The sequence below is a fragment of the Mediterraneibacter catenae genome (assembly GCF_008691045.1).
GTDB lineage: Bacteria > Bacillota > Clostridia > Lachnospirales > Lachnospiraceae > Mediterraneibacter > Mediterraneibacter ornithocaccae.
The window spans coordinates 73,239-99,166 of record NZ_VMSO01000004.1 but is presented as its reverse complement, the minus strand read 5'-3'; the positions used below and the strand labels follow the sequence as shown (position 1 = coordinate 99,166).

Genomic DNA, 25,928 nt, shown 5'->3' with positions numbered 1-25,928 from the left:
AATTATAATATATCGTAAGATGATATATTAGTCAAGTAAAATTAACCGGCATCTTCCGTACGGATCCCAAATACTTCTTCCTCCGCATTCAGCTCAAGCAGCGTTTCTTTGTTGGCCACACAGGCAAATCCATAGATCTGCAGTCCGTTTTCCCTGATATAGTCCGCAGCCTCAGCGTACGTTTCCCCTGTCTGCTCTCTCATCATTCCAAGGAATTCATCCTGTTCGGACATATAGTCCAGCATTACGGCAAAATGCTCTGCTGCAAATGTTCCATCTTTTATTTTTTCTTCCGCTTCATCCCATTCTGACGGATCGTCAAAAGACCAGAGTATCAGATCCGGATATTTCTCACGGTCCCATTCCAGCATCGAAGACTGCCCCAGCTGAATATAAAATCCCAGATTTGCAGGTCTTCCTATGGGCATATGAGAATCCTCCGCAGTCCTCGGTACACACCAGATATCCAACATTTGTTCCGAATATTTTTCCGTGAACCTGATAAATTCATCATAGGAAAGTATCTTATCCAACGTCACACATGCCAGATAAAGTTTATTATCGTCCAGCTCCTCCAGATATTCGGCTGACTGCTCTTTTCTCTCCGGCGTATAGGCAAAACTGCCCACTCCCTTTTCCACCTGCTCAGTCAGAGTATCTTTCCGGTCCATATTCATCTGAAACCATCCGAAGTTATTTGCAGACGGATTATTAAACAAGTTGATATCATACAGCCTGAGTTTGTTTTTCTCTATCCGCCCCGCCACATGACGAGATTCCCCACTCCTGCTCACGCTTTGATAGATAGTAATATCATAGTTTCCGTACCCCCTGTCTTCCACCTGTACATCATCCCTGTAAGTGCCCGGCAGGGCGAGTTCCGTATACACTGCCAGATCGAGGCTCATCTGGTTAGTTGTCCCCCCATAATTGTTTTCGCTCACGATACGCCCCGGGTCATAATAAAAGTTCGAGACAGTGTTCGGGAGCACAAACAGGATCAGAAGAACAACGATCAGTGTCACGGCGCATACTGCTGCTCCCATCTTCAGAAATGCCCGCCGGATCGCACGGTTCACACGCTTTGTAAAATCATCTTCCGCATTTTTTCCTTTTCCGGCAGACTGTCTCTCAGATCCTTTCGCCATTTCCGCGGACCCCTGCAGAATATCCGCCTCTTCCTTTTCAAACAGATACTCGCTGATGGCCTCGTGCCGCTCCAGATCCCGCTCAACCATCTCGCGCTGTTCTTCTCCGAGTTCTTTCTTTTTATATAATTCAAGCAGCTCATGATACTTCATAACCGTTCACCTCCATTATTCTGCGGATTTCCCGCTTTGCCCGCATACTCAGTATTCTTGCATTTTCATAGGATATTCCCATAATCGCGGCCGCCTCTTTCAATGTAAAATGTTCAAAATAGTTTAAGATCAGTATTTCTCTCTTCCTTATATCCAGCGAGAGCAGGGCCTGCCTGAGGAGTTTGCTTTCCTCTTCTTTAATCGTCTGTTCCTCCGGATTCCCGCCGGATATCCCGTCGGAATTGTTCATTCTGTCTTCCGCTCTTGTTTCCGGTTCTTCCGAATATATCTGTCTCCTCTGTTTTTTTAATTCATTGAGGAGAAGATTTCTTCCTACCATATAGAGCCACGCCCGGGCATTTACATGGCCTGAGGGAAGTGAGAGAATTGCTTTGCAGAATACATCCTGCAGGATATCCTCCGCCATAAACCGGTCCCTGCATATGGCGGTCAGATATCTGCATATTTCCTGCCCGTATCTGTGATACAGTTCTTCCAGAATTTCTTTGTCCAAGCCCTCACCCCCTTTGTCTGTTAACGCTTATCTTCCCTTCCTGTATATTGCTTCTTCTACTAATATAACATCTGTCTGACATAAACTGTTACAAATCATCGGAAGTTTCCTGCTAAATAAAAAACCGCCCGGCTATACCTGACTGGTATCGCCGAACGGCAGATGTCTGTTCTGTTTTTGTTTATACTTTAAACCGGTATCCCACACCCCAGATTGTCTCGATATACTGCGGATGTGATGTATCGTACTCTATTTTCTCTCTGATCTTCTTGATATGCACTGTTACCGTTGCAATATCACCGATGGACTCCATATCCCAAATCTCGCGGAAAAGCTCTTCCTTCGTGTATACATGGTTCGGGTGCCCTGCAAGAAATGTCAGAAGGTCAAATTCCTTTGTGGTAAACGACCTCTCCTCGCCGTTCACCCACACGCGCCGCGCCGTTGTGTCTATCTTCAGGCCACGGATCTCTATGACTTTATTCTCTTCTACATTGCTTCCGATCAGTCTCTCATATCTTGCCAGATGAGCTTTTACACGCGCCACCAGCTCGCTCGGACTGAACGGTTTTGTCATATAATCATCTGCGCCAAGCCCCAGTCCTCTTATCTTGTCGATATCGTCCTTCTTAGCCGACACCATAATAATCGGCGTGTTCTTCCTGTCTCTGATCTGACGGCAGATCTCGAACCCGTCCACGCCGGGAAGCATCAGATCAAGAATGATCAGGTCAAAATCACCCTCAAGACCTTTTTTAAGTCCGGTTTCTCCGTCATTTGCCACTTCCACTTCAAAGCTGCTAAGTTCCAGATAATCTTTCTCAAGATCTGCGATGCTCTCCTCGTCTTCCACAATCAAAATACGCTTACTCATCAATCGGTACCTCCTGATATTTTCTGATTACAAAATACATTGTCGTACCAGCGCCCTCTTCACTGGTGGCCCAGATATTGCCTCCGTGCTCCTCGACGATTTTCTTCACAATAGAAAGTCCTATGCCGCTGCCGCCTTTAGACGAATTTCTCGATGCGTCCGTACGGTAAAATCTGTCAAAGATATATGGCAGATCTTTTGACGCAATTCCCTTTCCATTGTCGCCCAGTTCGATCTGGACAAAATCTCCCACATCCTTTACCTCCATCGTGATCTTTCCCTTAGGTTTATCCATATATTTCAGGGAATTTGACACAATGTTGTTGATGACTCTCCTGAGCTGCTCCGGATCTACGATCACCTTAGAGTCTTCCTCCATAGCATTGCGGTAGCTGAAAGATACCCCTTTCGCCTCCAGCTCCATATGAAGATCCTCCGCGCAGTCCTCGAAATACTCTTTCGCGGAGATCGTGGCAAAATTATACGGGATCCTGTTGGTATCTATCTTGGAATACAGCGTCAGCTCATTGATAAGCAGATCCATCTCATTAGCCTTATTATATATGGTCTTGATATATCTGTCCATCTTTTCCGGCGTATCTGCCACTCCGTCCATGATTCCCTCTACATAACCTTTAATGGCAGTGATCGGGGTCTTAAGATCATGGGAAATATTACTGATGAGCTCTTTATTTTCCCTGTCGAACTGAACCTTTTCTTCTGCATTTGCTTTCAGCCGCAGGCGCATCTCCTCAAAATCCTGACAAAGCTGTCCGATCTCGTCGTCAGACTCCTGCCTGATCTCAAAATCCAGATTTCCTTCTTTGATATTGCGCGCCGCTTTCTGCAGCTTGGTCAGAGGAACAGATACCGAACGATAGATCCAGTATATAAGCAGCCCCGTTGTTATACATACAAGAATCATGTACAGCTGCTGGATCTCGTTTGCTTCACCGGTTCCGATGGTGTTTACGGCAACTGTCATAAATATCATCGGAAGAATCATGACCGCCAGGAATACAATAACCAGTTTTGTTCTGAGTTTCATCGAACACTCCTTTCCCAGGACTCGTTAAACAGGTCCGCTTTGATTTCCCTGTTGTATAAAAAGTACCGGGCACCCTTACAAAAGTACCCGGTACTTTTGACGACTATTATCAGAATATTTTACAAATATTTCTTAAGCTCGTCAACCTTATCCAGTTTCTCCCACGGAAGATCCAGATCCGTGCGCCCGAAGTGTCCGTACGCCGCCGTCTGCTTGTAAATCGGTCTGCGCAGACCGAGCATTCTTATAATCCCTGCCGGACGGAAATCAAAGTTTTCCCGCAGGATCTCAACAAGCTGAGAATCGGAAACTTTACCTGTACCGAATGTATCTACAGAGATTGATGTAGGCTGAGCCACGCCAATGGCATAGGAAAGCTGGATCTCACAGCGTTTTGCCAGTCCCGCAGCGACAATATTCTTGGCCGCATAACGCGCCGCATATGCTGCGGAGCGGTCCACCTTTGTGCAGTCCTTTCCGGAAAATGCGCCGCCGCCGTGGCGTGCCATGCCGCCGTATGTATCAACAATGATCTTACGTCCCGTCAGTCCGCTGTCGCCGTGGGGGCCGCCGATGACGAATCTTCCTGTCGGATTGATGAAGAACTTCGTGTCGTCATCTACCATATCGGCCGGGATGATCTCATCGAAAACATATTTCTTAATATCCGCATGGATCTTCTCCTGCGTCACATCCGGATCATGCTGTGTGGAAAGGACAACCGCATCCAGGCGCTTCGGCATATGATTTTCATCATACTCTACCGTCACCTGTGTCTTTCCGTCCGGACGAAGATACGGCAGTGTACCGTCTTTTCTCACTTTTGTAAGCTGACGCGCCAGTTTATGCGCCATTGCAATCGGATAAGGCATATACTCTTCTGTCTCATCGGATGCATAGCCGAACATCATTCCCTGATCCCCGGCTCCAATCGCCTCAATATCATCCTCCGACATTGTATGTTCCTTTGCCTCCAGAGCCTTGTCAACTCCCAGTGCAATATCTGCAGACTGCTCATCGATCGTTGTGATCACGCCGCAGGTGTCCGCATCGAATCCGAATTTTCCTCTAGTGTATCCGATCTCACGGACTGTGTCGCGCACAATCTTCGGGATATCCACATAGGCCTTTGTAGTAATCTCTCCCATGACCATTACCATACCTGTGGTACAGCACGTCTCGCACGCAACGCGGCTCATGGGATCCTGCTCCATAAGAGCATCCAGGATGGCGTCAGAAATCTGGTCGCACATCTTGTCCGGATGTCCCTCGGTAACTGACTCAGACGTAAATAATAATTTCTCCATACGATAAAACTCCTCTCTGCATACCGAAATTCCGGTTTAACTTTCTCCTTGGGATTGTCCGTCATACATTAGCACGGCGTCCGTCGAAATTCTTCCGGCGCAGGCCTTTTTTTCGGATTGCCTGCGCAGACCTCGATTCCACTCCGTTTCATCTCGGTCGCGGGCAGCCTGCCTATCCCGGAAGATTTCTCCGCCCTGCCGTGCAAGCACGGCATCCGTCGAAATTCTTCCGGCGCAGGCAATCCTTGCCAGACGGAAATAAAGAAGGCAGTCCGCAAAGCGGACTGCCGATATCTATCGCTACAATCCTCTTATTGTTCGATCACTCGCTCAGGTTGGCACCTTCCATGTAAGGGGTTGCCGCAGCTTCACAGATCCTTTGTATCTCCACTGCTCTGAATAAGAGAAAGTTTCTATAATTTAGTTTTGTTCCAGTAAAGAACTTTACAGCGTATATGCTGAAATGTCAATAGAATTTATAGATTTTTTATCCTACCTTAAGTTTAAATTTCTGAATTTCCTTCTCATTTGTTACTTTTTCAATCATGCCGCCGAGACTTCTGAGCTTTTCCTCAAACCGCTCATATCCTCTCTGAATATAGACGATATCGTCTACGATCGTGATTCCATCTGCTGCAAGCCCTGCAATACACAAAGCCGCGCCGGCTCTCAGGTCAGGTGCGCTCACTCTTGCTCCGGAGAATTTCTCTATTCCTTCAATCGTTGCAGAGTTACCTTCCACTTTTGCCTGTGCGCCCATGCGTGCCAGCTCACCAAGATATTTAAAACGGTTCTCGAAAATGCTTTCCGTGATAGTACTCGTGCCTTTTGCCAGCGCAAGGACTACGCCGATCTGGGGCTGCATGTCTGTCGGATAGCCCGGATACGGAAGAGTCTTCACCTGTGTGCTTCTCAGGCGTCCTTTTGCCACCACACGCACCGCATCATCAAATTCCTCAACTTCGCAGCCGATATCTATGAGCTTGGATATCGTTGCATCGAGATGCTTCGGAATAACGTTCATGACCGTTACGTCTCCCTTTGTCGCCGCAGCAGCAAACATAAACGTTCCCGCCTCTATCTGATCCGGAATAATGGAATATTCTGTCTTATGCAGAGAATGCACTCCTCTGATCTTGATCACATCTGTTCCCGCACCTCTGATATTTGCGCCCATACTGTTCAGGAAGTTTGCAACGTCGACAACATGAGGCTCTTTCGCCACATTTTCCATAATGGTCAGACCCTCGGACATGGCTGCCGCCATCATCACATTGATCGTCGCGCCTACACTCACAACATCGAAATACAGATGTGTGCCGCGCAGATATTCTGCCTCAGCCACAATCTTTCCGTGCTCAATATCAACATCCGCCCCAAGCGCACGAAATCCTTTCAAATGCTGATCGATCGGTCTGCTGCCGATATTACATCCGCCTGGAAGAGCTACTTCCGCACGCTTATATTTTCCCAGAAGGGCTCCGAGCAAATAATACGATGCCCTTATCTTCTTGATATAATCGTATTCAATGCTGAAATCCCCTATTGTGCTTCCGTTAATCTTGACTGTATGTCTGTCAATGCGCTGGACCACCGCGCCAATCTCGCTGATTGCCTCCAGCATTACATTAATGTCATTGACATCCGGCAGATTCTCGATCAGAACTGTCTCATTCGTCATGATCGCCGCTGCCAGAATAGCGAGCGCTGCATTTTTAGCGCCGCCGATTTCCACTTCTCCCACAAGCGGATTGCCGCCCTTAATTATATATTGCTCCATTTTGCACCTCGACCTCAATCTTATTATCTTATTTGTATTTCCCCTCTGTATCTTAATGTCTGTCGTTTGCGCTTTGCGCAATTATTATATCATAAAATCCTTTAATTTAAAATTGCTTTTTCACCGCGGTTCCACAGGATTTCCCCGGTCCAAATTCTTATTTTAGTTTCCTTTTTGCTTCATTGTCAAGTTTTTTCCTGAATTCCGTCGTTTTTCTATATTTTTTTACTGCATTTAATACATTTTTTATCGTATCTTCTATACGGCATCCGTCTTCACACACAGTTATATCAGCATATTTTTCAAAATACGGTACGCGCTCATAATAGAGATCCCGCAGCGACTGTCCTTCCTTAAGCACTACACCGCGTTTTTTAGGATTTCTGATTCTCCTTTTTATTGTCTGATAAGAAGCTTTTAAATATACTATCGTTCCGATTTTTTTGTAATGCTTCATCGCATCTTTACAGTAGATCACACTACCGCCGGGTGATATCACGGAATTTTGAGCTTTTACCGAAGCATTCACTTGATTCTCTATCTCCAGAAATCCTTCCTCACCTTTTTCTGCGATAATTTCCCGCAGCAGTTTGCCTTCCTGTTCCTGGATCAGAAGATCTGTATCAATAAAACGCATGCCCAACCGTTTTGCCACAACTATGCCGACCGTACTCTTACCTACCGCCGGCATACCAATAAATACTATATTTTTCTTCATAACTTATTCTCTCTTTTTATCTCGTATTTTCACATCATCTTACTCTCTGCGCAATCATTGTACCATGAATTGTCTGATTAGTAAAATCGCCTGCATCTTCTCCGATGATCACATCTGCGCTTATAAAGTTCCTGATAAAGCATCACTTCAATAAAATCGCGCAGTGATGCAGGACTGTTGTCTCTGTTCCTGCCGCGTTCACGTACAGTCGCGCTGATTTTCTCTCCTTCGGTGTTTCCTTCGCTTATCCGCTGGTCTTCATCTTCATAAAACATTCTCTCATGCTTTCTGACATTATCATACACTCTTCTACACATCAGTTTAAGCTGCAGTTTATCCGGATATTCATCATATACCATACTGTTTTCATACTCCATCCGGTCACATTCTTCCTCCACATAAGGCATAATGCGTTTCGCCGCATCGGGATACATACTTTTGAGATATTCATAATCCATACACTCTGTTCTCTCATCGTCATAGGAAAATGGCATTGGATACGCCATATAATAAGGCATTTTTGTGTCCATAACGTATTCACTCCCACGGAGACATTATATGGCTATTATATGCAGCGCAGATATAATCCGTTCCCGTCACATGCAGCCGTCAAAGTATACAAAAACCGTATCCCCTGATGTAACAAAATCGCCCGCACTGAATTCCAATACGGACGATTACCTGTAGCTTTATTCACTTTCTCTCAAAATTCTCTGAATCTCCAGTCTTGTCTCCCCGATCCCGATAACATCATCCCGCTGGATGACAACCGGGCGGTCAATGCGTTCGCCGTTAAGATAAGTACCGTTCCTCGATCCCTCATCTTTCAGGTAGAGCTTATCGCCTCTATGAACGATAGCACAGTGCATTTTAGATATTCTCCCATCTCCCATGATCGGAAGATACTTTTCATACATACTTCCGTCTTTTCCTCTTCCGATGCCTACCACATCATAAAAAGTAAAGCTGTATTTATCCCAGCTGTCGATATCTTCCAGAATAATCTTCCACTGACGCTTTTTCTTCCGGCGTGAAGGCGGTTCTTCCTCCTCCGGTTCCGGACGTCTTCTCCGTCTCTGAGGCATATCATATTCATCGTCTTCGTCTTCATTACGCCGTCTGCGCCGGCGGCCGCCGCTCTCCTGCGCATCTGCAATCGCCCTGTTTTTCTTTATACTGCTGAATGATACTCCCAGCATCACGATGCTGCCGGCAATGAGTATAAACATCACGATCCAATACCACATAAAATTATCTCTCCTTCGGATATTAATACTACTATACTTTTCACCTACGGGCAAGTAAAATAACATTTTTTGTCGAAACACGCGGTAGTAAAACCATTTTATATGTGATAAAATATCGATGGTAAAAAGTACATAATTATCAAAAAGGAGATTATCTCATGAGTACCATCCGTCCATTTAAAGGAATACGCCCGGCCGAAAATCTGGCAGCCTCGATTGCAGCGCTTCCTTATGATGTGTACAGCAGTGACGAGGCCCGTAAAGTCGTCAAAGCCAATCCTTTATCATTCCTGAAGATCGACCGCGCGGAAACCCTTTTACCCGAGGGCACGGATATCTATTCACCGGAAGTATACAAAACCGCACGCCGTACGCTTGATGCTATGATAGAAAACAGGGCGTTTATACAAGATCCTTCTGCGTGTTATTATATATATGCGCTTACCATGAATGGAAGGACACAGACCGGACTTGTCGGATGTGCCTCTATCGATGACTATACAGACGGTGTGATTCTTAAACACGAGAATACACTGGCAGCCAAAGAAGAAGATCGTGTACGCCACGTTGATGCCTGCAGCGCACAGACAGGACCGATTTTTCTCACTTACCGCCCCTGCACGGCGCTCCGCCGAATCATCGATAAAGTTAAAGCCGGACCGTCTTTGTATGATTTTACCAGCGATGACAGAATACGTCATCAGGTATGGAAGATAGATAACCGGGAATATATCGATAACATTTCTCATTTATTTACAGAAATCCCTCATTTATATATCGCGGATGGCCATCATAGAGCCGCCTCCGCCGTCAGGGTCGGTCAGATGCGAAGAGCCGCAGATCCCAGCTATTCCGGCAGCGAGGAGTATAACTTCTTTCTCTCGGTTCTATTTCCGTCGGACGAACTCCGGATCTATGACTATAACCGCGTAGTCACAGACAGGAATGGGTGTACATTTGATTCATTTCTTGATAAGATAAAAGGTGGTTTCAAGATCAGAAAGACAGGAAAAGAAGCCTGCCGTCCGGAACGGAAAGGCGAATTCGGTCTGTACTGCGAGGGAAACTGGTATCAGCTTACCGCCTCGCCGGCGCTGTATTCTGATGATCCTGTCAGGAGACTGGATGTGTCGGTCCTTCAGGAATATATCCTGTCACCGGTCTTCGGGATCAGTGATCCAAAGACCGATCCGTGCATCCGCTTTATCGGAGGAATCCGCGGACTGAAAGCACTCGAGGAAGCAGCCGACGAATCCGGCGGATTTGCATTTTCTATGTATCCTACATCACTGGACGAACTCTTGTCCGTGGCTGATGCCGGAATGCTCATGCCGCCGAAATCTACATGGTTTGAGCCAAAACTTCGAAGCGGACTGTTCATCCACCGTTTCTGATCTGACACAAAGGTCCCAGAGACTGTTATCATGCGGCAGTCTGTAATCTGCCATTTTATAATTTTATTTTAGAGGAGATGTAATTCATGGAAAGAAATGAACTATGCTGGTGCGGCAGCGGCAAAAAATACAAAAAATGCCACATGCCTATTGAAGAAAAAATGCTGTTACATGCAGAGAAGGGTGAGATTGTTCCAACCCGCAAACTTCTCAAGACACCGGCTCAGATAGAAAAGATAAAGACAAGCGCAGCCCTGAATACGGCCGTGCTTGACGAAGTAGCCAAACATATTTGCATCGGTATGAGTACCGCCGAGATCGATGACATCGTATACCGGTTTACTACAGAGCACGGCGGAATCCCTGCTCCTTTAGATTATCAGGGCTTTCCAAAAAGTGTGTGTACATCGCTCAATAACGAGATCTGCCACGGCATACCGGATAAGAATATCATCCTGAAAGAAGGCGATATCATCAATGTGGATGTGTCAACGATTGTTGACGGATACTTTTCTGATGCATCGCGTATGTTCAAGATGGGAAAAATCTCTGAACGCGCCGAACGCCTGATCCGTGTCACGGAAGAATGCGTAGAACTCGGTCTTGCAGCCGCTAAACCTTGGGGGCATTTAGGTGATATCGCTGATGCGATCAACACACATGCCAAGGCAAACGGCTACTCTGTAGTCGAAGAGATCGGCGGCCACGGCATCGGACTTGAGTTCCACGAAGATCCGTTCGTAAGCTACGTAACACCTAAAGGAAGCGAGATGCTCCTCGTACCCGGCATGATGTTCACCATCGAGCCGATGATCAACGAGGGCAGCCCCGATTACTTTGTAGATGAAGATAACGGATGGACCGTGTACACAATCGATGACGGCCTGTCCGCACAGATTGAGTATATGGTACTCGTAACAGAAAACGGTATCGAAGTCCTGACAAAATAAATTCGTATTTATCGTACTGGCTGATAGTACGGAAAACGTCCGAAATACAGTAATATACAGCCACCCGACTCACGTGTACGCAGGCGGAGAAAAAGGTTGATCCCGGCTCCGGTTACAGGAAATAACTCAAAGTAACAAAGCAGGAAAATGGTTAAAAGCAAGTGAAAAAATGACGAACTCGCAAGCTCAAACAACCTCATTTTTTCACTTAACACCATTTCCCTGCTTTTAACTTTTCCTAATTTCCTTCCAAAGTCGCCGTTCTCAACCTTTTTCTCCCTCTGCGTAAGGTGCATCCAAACGTCTGTAATCGTCCATTTTGACGTTTTACCAACTAACAAACCAATCCGAAAATCCTCATACAAACAAAAAGAAGTGGGAGCTTTGTTCCTTCTGTTTGGAATTCGATTTTCGGGATGGGAAAGAAAGCAGCCGGGAGGTATGTATTGTGTACGCACCGTTGGAGCGGCGTCGGCACTTAGAGCGCGTCTTTTGCGCTCTTATGTACCGTTACGCCGCGACCGAGTGAAAACGTGTGCGCTAACAATACATACCTCCCGGCGGACTCTTTCTCAGTCAGATAAATCCGAAATTCACTCACTCTTCACTTTGCTCAGCAGTTCTTCAGGTGTTACACCATACAGCTTCGCCAATGCGATCATATTGGATGTGCTTGGCTCAGATGTTCCCTGCTCCCATTTTGAGACAGCCTGCCTGCTGACTCCCAGAGATTCCGCCACGAACTCCTGAGTCATTTTATTATCCGTGCGGTACTTCTTTAACACTTCTCCCAGCGATTTTCGTGTCTCTGACTTTTCTTTTCTCACATCCTGAGAATTAATGTAGCTTTTCAGTGCTTTGACAATCAATACAAAAAGATACACAGCCGCACCGGTGATGCCTAGAAAAACAGGAAGGATGATTATAAACATAATAAACGTCATCTGCATTATTTTGTCCTCCTTATTTATTTGATATCTGTATCATATCAAAAAAGCGCAGTTGCTTCTACCAACTATAGCGCAACTTTGCGGTTGCCATCTCTAACACACGACAGCCAAAAAGGAGGCAAAAACTTTTTACGCTAAAACAGGCCGCCCGGTATTATCGGACAGCCTGTTGCTATTTTATATAATTGATTTTTTTGATACGTCAGTATCTTACTCCTGCGGACCTGCTGCAACAAGTGCTTTTCCAAGCTCGTTGCTCTCGTATTTCTTGAAGTTCTTGATGAATCTTGCAGCAAGATCTTTTGCTTTTTCTTCCCACTCGGAAGCGTCAGCATATGTGTCGCGAGGATCAAGGATTGCCGGATCAACTCCCGGAAGCTCTGTCGGAACTTCGAAGTTGAAGTGCGGGATTGTCTTTGTCGGTGCGTCAAGGATTGCTCCGCTTAAGATAGCATCGATGATACCACGTGTATCTTTGATGGAGATACGTTTTCCTGTTCCGTTCCATCCTGTATTTACGAGGTAAGCTTTCGCTCCGCTCTCTTTCATTCTCTTAACGAGCTCTTCTGCATATTTTGTCGGATGCAGCTCAAGGAATGCCTGTCCGAAACATGCGGAGAATGTCGGTGTCGGCTCTGTGATACCGCGCTCTGTACCGGCAAGTTTAGCTGTGAAACCGGACAGGAAGTAGTACTCTGTCTGCTCCGGTGTAAGTACAGATACCGGCGGAAGTACTCCGAAAGCGTCAGCTGACAGGAAGATTACATTCTTTGCTGCCGGTGCTGCAGATACCGGGCGAACAATCTTCTCGATGTGATCGATCGGGTAGGATACACGTGTATTCTCTGTCACGCTCTTATCTGTAAAGTCAATATGTCCCTCTGCGTCAAGTGTAACGTTCTCAAGAAGAGCGTTTCTCTTGATTGCATTGTAGATATCCGGCTCAGAATCTTTGTCAAGGTCGATAACTTTTGCGTAGCATCCGCCCTCAAAGTTGAATACGCCGTTGTCATCCCAGCCGTGCTCGTCATCACCGATGAGAAGTCTCTTCGGATCTGTGGAAAGAGTTGTCTTACCTGTTCCGGAAAGACCGAAGAAGATAGCTGTATTTTCGCCGTTCATATCTGTGTTTGCAGAGCAGTGCATGGAAGCGATTCCCTTAAGCGGCAGATAGTAGTTCATCATGGAGAACATACCTTTCTTCATCTCTCCGCCGTACCATGTGTTAACGATAACCTGCTCGCGGCTTGTAATATTGAACATAACTGCTGTCTCAGATCTGAGTCCCAGCTCTTTGTAGTTTTCTACTTTTGCCTTGGAAGCATTGTATACTACGAAGTCAGGCTCGAAGTTCTCCAGCTCTTCTGCTGTCGGACGGATGAACATATTTGTTACAAAGTGAGCCTGCCAAGCAACCTCAACGATGAAACGGATTGCCATACGTGTGTCTTTGTTAGCTCCGCAGAATGCATCTACAACGAAAAGTCTCTTGTTGGAGAGCTCATTCTTTGCGATGTCTTTTACTGCATTCCAAGCTTCCTGAGATGCCGGATGGTTGTCGTTCGGATACTCATCAGATGTCCACCATACAGTGTCTTTAGAGTTCTCATCCATAACGATATATTTGTCTTTCGGTGAACGGCCTGTGTAAATACCTGTCATAACGTTTACTGCACCGAGTTCACTCTCCTGACCTTTGTCAAAACCTTCCAGATTCGGGTTTGTCTCTTCCTCAAACAACATCTCATAGGAAGGATTGTGAACGATTTCCGTAGTTCCTGTAATGCCATACTGAGTTAAATCAATATTTGCCATACCTCTTCTACCTCTCTCTTTCTAAAATCTTTGTGGGAATTCATTTACTGACCCCCAATACGTCCCCATTATACAAAATTACGATTGAAAAATCAATAACAATCTTACATAATTTCATTTTTTTATGAAAGTTTTATTGAAATCCGATTCATTTATTGCTGTTTCTCATCGTAAACTTTCGATTTTTACGCACAGAAAATGCAGGATTCGAATACAAATCCTGCATTTTAAAAGTGATAAACATAATTTTAACAAACTTTTATCTTCTGCAGCCTTACTGTCTTTCAGAACATTTTCGGCAGAAGTTCACGCAATGTATACGTCTGATACTCCTTATCTGATCTGCCACAGATAATCTCGAACGAATCCTGATCACAAAATTCTGCCATAACCTGCCGGCACACACCACAGGGATAGCACCAGACAGGTCCTTCTTCCCCGCCGCCGACAATAGCGATGGCCGAGAAATCCCTTTGTCCTTCCGAGACAGCCTTAAAGAATGCCGTCCTCTCCGCACAATTCGTGGGACCATAAGCCCGGTTCTCTATATTGCATCCCGTGTACACCGTGCCGTCATTACACAGCAGAGCCGCGCCTACCCGGAAGTGTGAATATGGGCTATACGAATTCTCTCTGGCAGATAACGCCTGTCTGATCAGTTCTTTACGATCCATGTCATTCCCTCCGTTTTCCGCAGGATTAAAGAAAATATGCACAAATGTATCAGAAATACTCTCTTTTGATCTTAGATGTATAAACTGCAAACCAGACGAGTACAATGAAAAAGACAACCATTCCCACTGTATCAACAACTGTCATAGTGTACACATAACAGTGAATAACATCAAGTATGCCATACACAAGAGCCACTATACCGAACACAAGAAGTGCCGGACCGGCTTTTTGAATATAAGCCTCTTTATTCTTGCATTTCTTATATGTATAATCTTTTCCGAGCAGAAGAGTCGCATTGATCTCTCCCGTCATTTTCATCTTTATATATGCATAGATTGCATATATACCGCAGGCAAATACAATGATTCCGATAAATCCCCATATGCTGTCCGTATTCTCCATAGTATCTTACTCCTTAAACTCCCAGAATCTCTTTTACTGCAGCTTTCATATCGCCGGCTTCGCACTCTCTTGTATGACGAATATCAGCATTTCTGATTTCCTCGATTGCGTTCGGTATCTCAGTACCGGAAATCCGGCTCAGCTCATCGATTAATTCAAACTCATCGACATCCGCATATTTCACATCGATTGCAGACATCACACTGTGGATGAATTTATACGGGCTTGCCGTAGATGCCACAAGACATTTTTTATCATCTCCGCTGTCTTTCCTGTACTGTGCGCAGACATATGCAGCCACTGCTGTATGTGTATCCATCACATATCCTGTCTTCTCATATGTCGTCCTGATCGTCGCTGCCGTCTCTTCTTCCGTGGCATATCCGCCGACAAAATCGCCAAGCCGCTCTTTCATTTCCGGAGTAATCTCATATGTCCCTTTCTCCCGGAGCTGTGCCATCAGTTCTGCATTTTTCTGCGCGTCACGGCCTGCGATCGTATAGATCAGCCGTTCCAGATTACTGGAAATCAGAATATCCATAGACGGAGAAGATGTAAGGATGAATTCCCTGTTCTTATCATACACTCCTGTGCGGAAGAAATCAAAAAGAACCTTATTTTCATTGGACGCACAGATCAGTTTTGCAATCGGTACACCCATCTGTTTCGCATAATATGCTGCAAGGATATTTCCGAAGTTTCCGGTCGGGACGGTTACATTTATCTCCTCACCGGACGTAATCTCCTCATTTTCAAGAAGCTTTGCGTATGCGTAGACATAATAAACCACCTGAGGAACAAGGCGTCCTATATTGATGGAGTTTGCTGACGAGAACTGATAACCGGCTCCTGCAAGCTCCTTCTCCAATTCTTTATCTTCAAAGAGGGCCTTCACGCCGCTCTGCGCATTATCAAAATTCCCATGGATAGCCACGACAGAAGTATTATCCCCTTTCTGGGTCACCATCTGCAGTTCCTGTACGCGGCTCACGCCTCCCTTCGGATAGAATACGATAATCCTTGTTCCGGGAACATCTGCAAATCCCGCGAGAGCTGCTTTCCCTGTATCCCCCGATGTTGCAGTCAGAATCACAATATCATTTGTAACATGATTTTTCTTCGCAGCCGTTGTCAAAAGATGCGGCAGAATGGAGAGCGCCATATCCTTGAATGCAATGGTCGCACCGTGGAACAATTCCAGGTGATAAGTATCTTCCACTTTAACAAGAGGCGCGATCACCTCTGTATCGAACTTGGAGTCATATGCGCTGTCAATACAGTGCTTCAGCTCTTCCTCTGTAAAATCAGTGAGGAACTGTTTCATGACAGCATATGCAGTCTCCTGATATGTCATGTTCTTAAGTTCGTCCATCGTTACATCAAGTCTCGGAATACTCTCCGGCACAAACAGGCCGCCGTCATCGGCAAGTCCTTTTAAGATTGCCTCGGATGCAGTCACTGTTTTGTCAGAGTTTCTCGTGCTTTTATATAGTAGATTCATGATTTTACCCTCTTTTTCTTTTCTCCGTGTTACTGCACTGAATTATAGCACAGGTTCTGCTTCCCTGTCCATAGCGTCCGGATGTTCGACATATCGTTTTGGCATACCGGTTTTACCGTTTTGATATTGCAATCGCCACAATGCCGCACACCGCCATCAGGATCGGATAGACGAGATACGGTATCATATCAAACGGCGTCAGTCCGGTAAGCGTTGCTGCTGAAAGAAGCTGCGCGCCGTACGGAATCAGTCCCTGACCTACTGACGTAAACATATCCAGAAGTGATGCCGACCTCTTAGGATCCACTCCGTACTCCTCGCTGATCTCTTTTGCAATAGGACCGGACATTACAATAGCCACCGTGTTATTTGCCGTACATAGATCTACAAGCAGAGCCAGCGCAGCTATTCCCGCCTGGGCGCCTTTCTTCCCTCGTATCCTGTTCTTAATCAGATTCAGGATAAACTGGATACCGCCGTTTGCACGGACAAGGGACACAATACACGCTACGATAATAGAAATGACCGTAATATCATACATAGAAACGATTCCGTCACCCACTACGGTAAACATCTCCGGTAAAGCAATCGTCCCTGTTCCCACGCCCACAATCAGCGAAAGCACAGTGCCTGCGATCAGCACCAGAAATACGTTGATCCCGATCAGCGCACCGATAAGCACGACAAGATACGGAATAACCCGAAGCAGATTATATTCCCCGCTGCTGATATCATAGCTCATATTTCTCGTGATGAACCAGAAGAAGACGATAGTAATGACTGCCGCCGGCAGTACAATAAGAAAATTCGCCTTGAATTTGTCCTTCATCTCGCACCCCTGGGTCTTGACTGCTGCGATCGTCGTGTCCGAGATCATTGACAGATTATCTCCGAACATGGAGCCGCACACTACCGCCGCGATACAGACCGTCATCGGAAATCCGGCTTCCTCACTGATCCCTACCGCGATCGGCGCAAGAGCAGCGATCGTCCCCATAGAAGTTCCCATGGAAACCGAGATAAAACAACTGATGATAAAAAGTCCGGACACGATAAAATGTGCCGGTATAAGCGACAGCCCGAGATTAACAGTGCTCTCCACACCGCCTGCCGCACTCACCGCGCCTGAAAAAGCACCTGCACAGAGGAAGATCAGACTCATCGTAATAATATTCTCCTCCCCCACGCCTTTTGCAATCATCCTGATCTTCTCATCAAAACTCACCTTTCTGTTCTGCAGGAATGCCGCAAACAGTGCAATGAGGAATGCAACGATCGCAGGCATCGCATAGAAATCCCGGAACACAACTCCCGCACCCAGAAAGATGATGAGGAAAATTCCGATTGGAAGGAGCGCAGAGGCTCTTCCCGCACTATTTTCCGCAACTCCTTCGGTCTGATTGTTACGGGTACCCTGATTTTCCTTTTCCATAATTTCCCCTTTCATAGTTTCCCACCGTATTTACAAAAAGGATGCCGTGTGAATATTCCGAATCTACCACATACGGCATCCTTTTTTCTTCCCTGATGCTTATTCTCTTATTTACAACAGTTCAGCCCGCTTATTCCTGATGGCTGGACTATTTCCTTTTATTGTTCGTGTAATTGACCAGACCGCCTGCCGCGATCAGCTTCTGCATAAATTCCGGAAAAGCCTGACCCTGGAATTCTGTACCTTTTGTCAGATTGTAAATCTTACCGCTGTCAAAATCCACTTCCACTTCATCTCCCGCCTCGATGCCTCTGGCAGCTTCCGGACATTCGATGATCGGAAGTCCTATGTTAATAGCATTGCGATAAAAAATACGTGCAAATGTCTCTGCAATGATGCAGCTCACGCCCGCCGTCTTCAGACAGAGAGGCGCATGTTCTCTGGAAGAACCGCAGCCGAAGTTCTTGTTTGCAACGATCAGGTCTCCCGGCTGTACTCTCTTCACAAAATCCGGATCGATATCCACCATGGCGTGGCTCGCCAATTCCTGTGCGTCAAAAGAGTTCAGATATCTTGCCGGGATGATCACGTCCGTATCTACATTGTCGCCATATTTAAAAACATGTCCTTTTGCCTTCATTACATGTCACCCACTTTCTCAGGATTTGCGATGCAGCCTGCGATCGCGCTCGCAGCCGCCACTTCAGGAGACGCGAGGTAGATCAGGGAATCCACATGTCCCATACGTCCGACGAAGTTGCGGTTCGTCGTTGAGACACATTTCTCTCCTGCTGCCATAACGCCCATATGTCCGCCCATGCACGGTCCGCAGCTCGGTGTATTCACCGCACAGCCTGCATCCACGAAGATCTCCAGAAGCCCTTCTTCAATACATTGCTTATATATCTTCTGCGTTGCCGGAACAACCATGACACGAACATCCGGATGTACCGTGTGTCCTTTCAGGATTGCGGCTGCTTTTCTCATATCTTCCATACGTCCGTTAGTACAGGATCCGATCACAACCTGGTCGATCTTAATCGGCTCCATCGCCTCGATCTCATCGATCGTCTTTGCATTTCCAGGAAGGTGTGGGAATGCCACTGTCGGACGAACCTCGGACAGATCGATGGTGATAACATCGTCATACTGCGCGTCCTCATCCGCCTCGTAGATCGTGTACGGTTTCTTTGAGTGCTCTTTGATATATGCGAGAGCCTGATCATCCACGGGGAAGATACCATTCTTCGCTCCTGCCTCGATCGCCATGTTAGCCATAGTGAAACGATCGTCCATGGACAGGTTCGCGATACCGTCTCCGGTGAATTCCATCGATTTGTAGAGAGCACCGTCCACACCGATCTTTCCGATGATGTGGATGATGACGTCCTTGCCGCTCACATATTTTCCCGGCTTCCCGGTGAGCACGAACTTGATAGCGCTCGGCACCTTGAACCAGATCTCTCCGGTCGCCATGCCTGTTGCGATGTCTGTTGTTCCCATACCCGTGGAGAATGCGCCGAGCGCGCCGTATGTACATGTGTGGGAGTCAGCACCGATGATACACTCGCCGGCTGTCACAACACCCGCCTCCGGCAGGATTGCGTGTTCCACTCCGGACTTGCCCTGCTCGAAATACCAGGTCAGCCCCTGCTCCTTTGCATACTCGCGGATGGCTTTGGAGTTCTCCGCTGATTTGATATCTTTGTTCGGTGTGAAATGATCCGGAACAAATACTACTTTATCTTTGTCAAATACGTGATCTGACATCTGTTTGATGATCGGCAGAGCCATCGGCCCTGTGATGTCATTTGCCATGACCACGTCAAGCTTTGCCTCGATCAGCTGACCTGCCTCAACAGAGTCGAGCCCTGCGTGTGCCGCCAGGATCTTCTGCGTCATTGTCATTCCCATAATGACAGCCTCCTCTTTCTTTAAACGTCTATTTTGTCATTTTACCACAGGAAAGTGAGAAAAAAAAGGGAAGAAATTAATATCTTCTACTTACAAAAGAAGACCGCAGACTAATCTGCGATCCTCTTTTGTCCGCCTCACAGCGGTTCTTTAAAATCCGTCTGTTCCGGATTATTTTTTCGCAATATATCCTTTTGCTGTCAGTGCCTCTGCACACAGGACTGCACCGCCTGCCGCACCTCTGACTGTATTGTGGGAAAGACCGATGAACTTGTAGTCGTACATCGTATCCTCTCTCAGACGTCCGATGGATACGCCCATACCGTTCTCGTAATCTACATCCAGTGTCACCTGCGGACGATTGTCGTCTTCCAGATACTGGATGAACTGCTTCGGAGCGCTCGGAAGCTCTGCCTCCTGCGGGAATCCTTTGAAGTTTACAAGCTTTTCGATAAGCTGCTCTTTTGTAACTTTCTTCTCAAAGTTAATGAAAACTGCTGCCGTATGTCCGTTCAGAACCGGAACACGCACACACTGGCATGTGATCTTCGGCAGTTCTGCCTTTACGATCTGCCCGTTCTCAACTTTACCAAGTACACGGAGCGGTTCCTGCTCGCTCTTCTCTTCCTCACCGCCGATGAACGGGATTATATTTCCTTCCATCTCCGGCCAGTCTTTGAATGTCTTTCCTGCTCCGGAGATTGCCTGATATGTCGTAACAACAAGCTCCTTCGGGCCAAACTCTTTCCATGCTGCAAGGCAGGGAGCGTAGCTCTGGATAGAGCAGTTCGGTTTTACGGCAATGAAGCCGCGTGTTGTACCGAGACGTTTCTTCTGATCCGGGATCACATCGAAGTGTTCGGAATTGATCTCCGGCACTACCATCGGCACATCCGGCGTCCAGCGGTGTGCGCTGTTGTTTGACACAACAGGTGTCTCTGTCTTTGCATAGGCCTCCTCGATCGCGCGGATCTCATCTTTGCTCATATCTACTGCACTGAATACAAAGTCAACTGTTGCAGCCACATGCTCCACGTCATTTACATTGAGCACGACAAGCTTTTTCACTGCTTCCGGCATCGGAGTATCCATCTTCCACCGGCCGCCCACTGCCTCTTCATATGTCTTTCCGGCGGAACGCGGGCTCGCCGCAACTGTTACCACCTCAAACCACGGATGATTCTCAAGCAGAGAGATAAATCTCTGTCCGACCATACCTGTTGCTCCCAAAATTCCAACTTTTAATTTCTGATCCATTTTCTCTACATCCTTTCTCTCTTGATCTGTATTATCTTAACGCGTCATTCCTGTATCATACCTGATCTACTCGCCGGCAAGATATTCTTCTTCCGCCCGGATTACTTTCTCCATCGCCGCTTTTCCCGGCGCGCCGATGGTATTTCTCATCTCCACGCATGTCTTCATGCTGATGGCGTCATAGATATCTTCCTCAAATACCGGGGAGATTGCTTTAAACTCTTCCAGACTCATATCGTCCAGCGCGATCCCTTTATCTATACAATAGAGGACAAGCTGCCCTACGATCCCGTGGGCATCACGGAACGGTACCCCGTGGTTCACGAGATAATCCGCCGCATCCGTGGCATTGGTGAAGCCGTGTTTCGCACTCTCTTCCATCCTTCCGGCATTGAACTTCATCGTCTTTAACATACCAGTAAACAGAGCGAGACACCCTTTCGTCGTATCGATGGCGTCAAATACAAACTCCTTATCTTCCTGCATATCCTTATTGTATGCAAGCGGGATTCCTTTCATAGTCGTAAGCAGAGCGGTGAGCGCCCCGTACACTCTTCCGGTCTTGCCCCGCACCAGTTCGGCGATATCCGGGTTCTTCTTCTGCGGCATGATACTGCTGCCTGTGCTGTAGGCATCATCGATCTCCACAAACTTGTACTCGTTGGAGTTCCAGATGATGACCTCCTCGGAAAATCTGCTCAGGTGCATCATCACCGTGGACATTGCCGAGAGGAGCTCGATCAGATAGTCTCTATCCGATACGGAATCCATGCTGTTGAGCGTAGGACCGTCAAAGTCCAGAAGCTCTGCCGTGTATTCTCTGTCCAGCGGATATGTCGTACCTGCCAGGGCGCCGGACCCGAGCGGGCAGAGATTCATTCTCTTATATATATCCTTCATGCGGGAACGATCCCTCTTAAACATCTCGAAATATGCTCCCATGTGGTGAGCCAGGGTGATTGGCTGCGCTTTCTGCAGATGTGTAAATCCCGGCATATACGTCTCGAGATTCTCTTTCATCAGCTTTAAGAGCACTTCCAGCATCTCTTTTAAAAGGCTGTCAAGCTCGAGGATCTCATCTCTCGTGTAGAGCTTCATATCGAGCGCCACCTGATCATTCCGGCTGCGTCCGGTGTGAAGTTTCTTTCCCGCGTCGCCGATCCGGTCGATCAGATTCGCCTCCACAAAACTGTGAATGTCCTCATATTCTTCTGTGATCTTAAGAGTGCCGTTCTCCACATCTGTCCGGATACTCTCAAGCCCTTTTATGATCTGCTCTTTCTCTTCCTCCGTGAGAATTCCCTGCTTTGCGAGCATCGTCACATGAGCGATGCTGCCGCGGATATCCTGCTCGTAAAATCTCTTGTCGAAAGAGATCGATGCGTTAAAATCATATACCAGTTTGTCCGTCTCCTTTGTAAAACGGCCGCCCCATAACTGTGCCATTTCTCTTTCCTCTTTTCTCTCTTTTCGCCGTATGGCCGCAGTACTGCTGCCGTCCGGGCTTTGGCTCGTCGCCTTTGCAAATAAAATACAGTCCAGCGCATTTTTGTCTGTCCTGCATTTTCGACTTAGTTTACCACACTAAAGTGCGAATGTCTACTTAAAAGTTCATTTTTTACTTTATTCTGTTCCCGCCTGCCTCATGGAAAATTCGCATCCGCAGTAATCCTGCCTGTACAGTCCGTATTCTTTTGACAGTTCAATGGAACGCTTGTATCCGTTTTTCTTTTTAAAATCCGACACAAGATATTTCACGCCGTACTCCTCACCAACCCGAACGCCGATCTCATTAAGCTTCTGCGCGTTTTTCATGGGACTGATACTGAGCGTAGTCGTGAAATAATCGAATTCTCCTGCCACAGCCTGCCTCGCTGTCTCAGTAAGCCGCAGTTCGTAACATTTCATACAGCGGGCGCCCCCTTCTTTTAAGTCTTCCATGCCCGCCGCCATCTCGTAGAACTTTTCTTTATCATATTTCCCTGCGAGAAATGAAACAGGATACCGGAATTTCATATCCCGGATCAGTTTCTGCTGCTCCAGGATGCGCTTCGTGTACTCACTCTCAGGATAGATATTCGGATTGTAGTAAAATATCGTTATCTTAAAGTACTCCGACAGATACTCTAGCACATAGCTGCTGCATGGTGCACAGCAGCTGTGGATCAGAAGAGATGGGACCCGCTGTTCCTCCCCGAGCTGTTTGAGCAGCTTTTCAAGTTCTTTCTGGTAATTTATTTTCTGTACGTTCATCTGCGAATCTCCTGTAAAATTTACTTTAATATAGCCGGGCAGGCAGCGTTCCGCATTTCACCCGCATAATATACCGGAACTGTGACGGAAAAATCTCTGATATCTGATCCCAGAATTCTTTTCCCGATGCAGTTCCGGTATGATCACACTACATAAGGCATGAAATGTATTCAGATGCTGAATGCTTATGCATTATACATCATCGCCAGGATTTCGACAATACGATCAATCCCAAGCATGCTCACATTAAAGAGCATCTGATGGGAACGGATACTGCCCCAATCCTGTCCGGTGTGTACTTCATAATAGTATCTGCGTTCTTTGTCGGTCTTGCGGATGCGGTCAGCCGCCTTTCTCTCATTCAGTCCATACAGTTCCATGATCCGTTTCTTCCGATCCGCCTTGTCCGCACAGATAAACACATTGATGCAGTCGTCACGGTCTTTCAGAACATAGTCCGCGCACCGTCCCACGATCACACACGGACCTTTTTCCGCAAGGCTCTTGATGATCTCTGCCTGTTTTCGGTAGACCTCCGTATCAAAAGACGGAATGTATGAAGCCGCATTGATAAACTCCGTATACATACCGGGCGTCACAGTGTATCCGGTTACAAATGTATTCAGGCTCGATTCATCTACGCGCTCGGCGTCCTCTGTTTTCACGCCCAGTTCTTCCGCCGCCATGCTCACAAGTCTGTTGTCATAGAGCGGGATCCCCAGTCTGTCTGCGAGTTTCTGTCCGATCTCATGCCCGCCGCTTCCGAATTCGCGTCCGATCGTAATAATCTTATGTCCGGTCATATAGATTCCTCCTTTCCGGTTTTTCACGTCATCTGATACTCATATTATACCCCTCTTCAGGCAGACAGACAATGGGATTTCACACTTTTCCCCTCACACAGGATCTCTTTTTTCATACACTAATTATAGATATACAATATGGATGGAAGTGACCTTATGACTCCAATACTGGAATTAAAAAATATCGATTATTCCTATCATACATTGGACGGGGAGACAAAGGCCCTGTCCAATATTTCATTTTCTCTTACAAAGGGGGAGTTCACTGCTGTCGTAGGTCCGTCGGGCTGCGGCAAATCCACTCTGCTCTCCCTGATCGACGGTCTGATGAAGGCAGAGAGCGGTGAACTGCTGATGAACGGCGAACCGCTTACAGAGAACTCCTCAAAGATCGGGTATATGCTGCAGCATGACCACCTCTTTGAGTGGCGCAGCGTGTACCGCAATATCCTGCTCGGCGCAGAAATCAGAGGAACACTCACCCCTGAGATAAAAAAGCGTGCCGAAGAAATGCTTGAGCAGTATGGTTTAAAGCAGTTCGCCCGGTCAAAGCCCTCCGAATTGTCCGGCGGTATGCGGCAGAGAGCAGCGCTGATCCGCACGCTGCTTCTGGAGCCGGAGCTTCTGCTTCTCGACGAGCCCTTCTCCGCCCTCGATTACCAGACACGCCTGACCGTCAGCGATGACATCGGCCAGATCATCCGTCGATCCGGAAAGACCGCACTGCTCGTCACCCACGATCTCTCGGAGGCGGTCAGCCTCTCCGACCGGGTGATCATCCTCACAAAACGTCCGGCGACTGTGGCGCGTATCGTACCGATATCATTTGCCCTGGAACAGGATACACCACTGATCCGCAGGAATGCGCCTGAATTCAAAACGTATTTTAATGAAATATGGAAGGAGCTGAACCATGATGGACAAATCACCAAAAAAGCTGTCTGACGGACAGGAACTCTTTTTAAAGAAGCTGCGCCGACACCGTTTTACCGTGCGCACAGCACGTATCCTGATTCTTATTCTGTTTTTGTTTTTGTGGGAGATCTGCGCTGACCGGGGCATTATCGATTCGTTTATCTTCAGCAGTCCTGCACGGATCGCGCTGTGCTTCTGGGAGATGGTGCTGGACCGGTCGATCTTCCTGCACATCGGTATCACACTGTATGAGACGATCGTAAGTTTCCTGCTCGTAACCTTTTCCGGTATCCTGATCGCCGTCCTGCTCTGGTGCAGCCGGGGACTCTCCGAGATACTCGAGCCCTATCTGGTCGTGCTGAACAGCCTTCCCAAATCCGCACTGGCGCCGCTTCTTATCGTATGGCTTGGCGCTACCCCGACAACGATTATCGTAGCCGGCATGTCCGTCGCCGTGTTCGGGAGCATCATGAACCTGTACACAAGCTTCACAACGGTTGATAAGGAAAAGATCAAACTCATATATACGCTCCACGGAAACCGCAGGCACGCACTGTTCAAAGTCGTACTGCCAAGCTCCGTGCCGGCCATCATCAGCAATATGAAAGTCAATATCGGGCTGTGTCTTGTGGGCGTAGTGATCGGGGAATTCCTGGCTGCAAGGAACGGACTGGGGTATCTCATCATCTATTCCAGCCAGGTGTTCAAGATGAACTGGCTGCTCATGTCGATCGTGCTGCTGTGCATCATGGCGATGGTGCTGTATGCGGTGATCGGGGTGGTGGAGAAATTGTATCAGAAACGATTTTGAAATCTAAAATAAAACATACCCTCAGACAGTTCTAAAGATAAATTTGTCTGAGGGTATTTAAAATTTC

General features: G+C 47.1%; 25 protein-coding genes and 1 riboswitch. Of the genes, 4 read left to right on the top strand and 21 right to left on the bottom strand.

Translation table 11 applies throughout. The features are described from left to right. Positions 1-41: 41 nt before the first annotated feature. The 9 genes from FNY66_RS04925 to FNY66_RS04885 all read right to left on the bottom strand — a co-directional run bounded on the left by FNY66_RS04925 (position 42) and on the right by FNY66_RS04885 (position 8,789). Positions 42-1,301 carry an anti sigma factor C-terminal domain-containing protein gene (locus FNY66_RS04925; protein ID WP_150310448.1) on the bottom strand — a complete coding sequence of 420 codons (1,260 nt, stop codon included), beginning with the start codon at positions 1,299-1,301 and terminating at the stop codon, positions 42-44. Next, positions 1,288-1,815 (bottom strand): RNA polymerase sigma factor, encoded by a 528-nt coding sequence (locus tag FNY66_RS04920; protein WP_150310447.1) that lies wholly within the window; start codon positions 1,813-1,815, stop codon positions 1,288-1,290. Before FNY66_RS04920 ends, FNY66_RS04925 begins: the two co-directional genes overlap by 14 nt. A gap of 181 nt (positions 1,816-1,996) precedes the next feature. Next, positions 1,997-2,689: a response regulator transcription factor gene (locus FNY66_RS04915; RefSeq protein ID WP_087152616.1), complete on the bottom strand. Its 693-nt coding sequence runs from the start codon at positions 2,687-2,689 to the stop codon at positions 1,997-1,999. After that, positions 2,682-3,737, bottom strand: coding sequence for a sensor histidine kinase (locus tag FNY66_RS04910; RefSeq protein WP_087152615.1), 1,056 nt, complete (start codon positions 3,735-3,737; stop codon positions 2,682-2,684). The genes FNY66_RS04915 and FNY66_RS04910 overlap by 8 nt, the downstream gene beginning before the upstream one ends. Before the next feature lie 119 nt (positions 3,738-3,856). Beyond that, positions 3,857-5,044 (bottom strand): methionine adenosyltransferase, encoded by a 1,188-nt coding sequence (metK, locus tag FNY66_RS04905; protein ID WP_087152614.1) that lies wholly within the window; start codon positions 5,042-5,044, stop codon positions 3,857-3,859. A 308-nt stretch (positions 5,045-5,352) separates the two neighbouring features. Continuing rightward, a riboswitch (SAM riboswitch) is annotated at positions 5,353-5,450 on the bottom strand. A gap of 81 nt (positions 5,451-5,531) precedes the next feature. Beyond that, a complete protein-coding gene (locus FNY66_RS04900) occupies positions 5,532-6,824 on the bottom strand; it encodes a UDP-N-acetylglucosamine 1-carboxyvinyltransferase (RefSeq protein ID WP_087152590.1) in 1,293 nt (430 codons plus the stop codon). Between the two features lie 157 nt (positions 6,825-6,981). After that, positions 6,982-7,542 carry a shikimate kinase gene (locus FNY66_RS04895; protein ID WP_150310446.1) on the bottom strand — a complete coding sequence of 187 codons (561 nt, stop codon included), beginning with the start codon at positions 7,540-7,542 and terminating at the stop codon, positions 6,982-6,984. Positions 7,543-7,619: 77 nt separating this feature from the next. Then, positions 7,620-8,072, bottom strand: coding sequence for a hypothetical protein (locus FNY66_RS04890; protein ID WP_150310445.1), 453 nt, complete (start codon positions 8,070-8,072; stop codon positions 7,620-7,622). Between the two features lie 159 nt (positions 8,073-8,231). Next, on the bottom strand, positions 8,232-8,789 hold the full coding sequence (locus tag FNY66_RS04885) for an FHA domain-containing protein (protein ID WP_087152587.1): 558 nt from the start codon (positions 8,787-8,789) through the stop codon (positions 8,232-8,234). A 158-nt stretch (positions 8,790-8,947) separates the two neighbouring features. On the opposite strand from FNY66_RS04885, the gene FNY66_RS04880 reads away from it, so the two are divergent. After that, entirely contained in the window at positions 8,948-10,183 is a 1,236-nt protein-coding gene (locus FNY66_RS04880) for a DUF1015 domain-containing protein (RefSeq protein ID WP_150310444.1), read from the top strand. Positions 10,184-10,269: 86 nt separating this feature from the next. Next, positions 10,270-11,133, top strand: coding sequence for a methionyl aminopeptidase (locus FNY66_RS04875; RefSeq protein WP_087152585.1), 864 nt, complete (start codon positions 10,270-10,272; stop codon positions 11,131-11,133). A 593-nt stretch (positions 11,134-11,726) separates the two neighbouring features. Here the strand turns inward: FNY66_RS04875 and FNY66_RS04870 are convergent. The 12 genes from FNY66_RS04870 to FNY66_RS04815 all read right to left on the bottom strand — a co-directional run bounded on the left by FNY66_RS04870 (position 11,727) and on the right by FNY66_RS04815 (position 24,135). Then, positions 11,727-12,083, bottom strand: coding sequence for a helix-turn-helix domain-containing protein (locus FNY66_RS04870; RefSeq protein WP_087151820.1), 357 nt, complete (start codon positions 12,081-12,083; stop codon positions 11,727-11,729). Between the two features lie 210 nt (positions 12,084-12,293). Beyond that, a complete protein-coding gene (gene pckA, locus FNY66_RS04865) occupies positions 12,294-13,898 on the bottom strand; it encodes a phosphoenolpyruvate carboxykinase (ATP) (protein ID WP_087151819.1) in 1,605 nt (534 codons plus the stop codon). 284 nt (positions 13,899-14,182) lie between these two features. Next, entirely contained in the window at positions 14,183-14,572 is a 390-nt protein-coding gene (locus tag FNY66_RS04860; RefSeq protein ID WP_150310443.1) for a cytidine deaminase, read from the bottom strand. Between the two features lie 49 nt (positions 14,573-14,621). Further along, entirely contained in the window at positions 14,622-14,975 is a 354-nt protein-coding gene (locus FNY66_RS04855; protein WP_087151817.1) for a hypothetical protein, read from the bottom strand. Between the two features lie 13 nt (positions 14,976-14,988). Then, on the bottom strand, positions 14,989-16,476 hold the full coding sequence (gene thrC / locus FNY66_RS04850) for a threonine synthase (protein ID WP_150310442.1): 1,488 nt from the start codon (positions 16,474-16,476) through the stop codon (positions 14,989-14,991). A gap of 112 nt (positions 16,477-16,588) precedes the next feature. Beyond that, positions 16,589-17,908, bottom strand: coding sequence for a Na+/H+ antiporter NhaC family protein (locus FNY66_RS04845; RefSeq protein WP_150310441.1), 1,320 nt, complete (start codon positions 17,906-17,908; stop codon positions 16,589-16,591). A 148-nt stretch (positions 17,909-18,056) separates the two neighbouring features. Further along, positions 18,057-18,548, bottom strand: coding sequence for a 3-isopropylmalate dehydratase small subunit (locus tag FNY66_RS04840; RefSeq protein WP_087151814.1), 492 nt, complete (start codon positions 18,546-18,548; stop codon positions 18,057-18,059). Next, positions 18,548-19,822 (bottom strand): 3-isopropylmalate dehydratase large subunit, encoded by a 1,275-nt coding sequence (gene leuC, locus FNY66_RS04835; protein ID WP_087151813.1) that lies wholly within the window; start codon positions 19,820-19,822, stop codon positions 18,548-18,550. The genes FNY66_RS04840 and leuC overlap by 1 nt, the downstream gene beginning before the upstream one ends. Before the next feature lie 171 nt (positions 19,823-19,993). Next, positions 19,994-21,079, bottom strand: coding sequence for an aspartate-semialdehyde dehydrogenase (gene asd / locus FNY66_RS04830; RefSeq protein WP_087151812.1), 1,086 nt, complete (start codon positions 21,077-21,079; stop codon positions 19,994-19,996). A gap of 66 nt (positions 21,080-21,145) precedes the next feature. Next, entirely contained in the window at positions 21,146-22,525 is a 1,380-nt protein-coding gene (argH, locus tag FNY66_RS04825) for an argininosuccinate lyase (RefSeq protein ID WP_087151811.1), read from the bottom strand. Between the two features lie 177 nt (positions 22,526-22,702). After that, positions 22,703-23,332, bottom strand: coding sequence for an epoxyqueuosine reductase QueH (locus tag FNY66_RS04820; RefSeq protein ID WP_150310440.1), 630 nt, complete (start codon positions 23,330-23,332; stop codon positions 22,703-22,705). Between the two features lie 185 nt (positions 23,333-23,517). Beyond that, a complete protein-coding gene (locus FNY66_RS04815) occupies positions 23,518-24,135 on the bottom strand; it encodes a cytidylate kinase-like family protein (RefSeq protein ID WP_150310439.1) in 618 nt (205 codons plus the stop codon). A 156-nt stretch (positions 24,136-24,291) separates the two neighbouring features. On the opposite strand from FNY66_RS04815, the gene FNY66_RS04810 reads away from it, so the two are divergent. Continuing rightward, a complete protein-coding gene (locus tag FNY66_RS04810; protein WP_150310438.1) occupies positions 24,292-25,080 on the top strand; it encodes an ABC transporter ATP-binding protein in 789 nt (262 codons plus the stop codon). Beyond that, entirely contained in the window at positions 25,052-25,861 is an 810-nt protein-coding gene (locus tag FNY66_RS04805; RefSeq protein WP_150310496.1) for an ABC transporter permease, read from the top strand. The genes FNY66_RS04810 and FNY66_RS04805 overlap by 29 nt, the downstream gene beginning before the upstream one ends. The last annotated feature ends 67 nt before the right edge of the window (positions 25,862-25,928 follow it).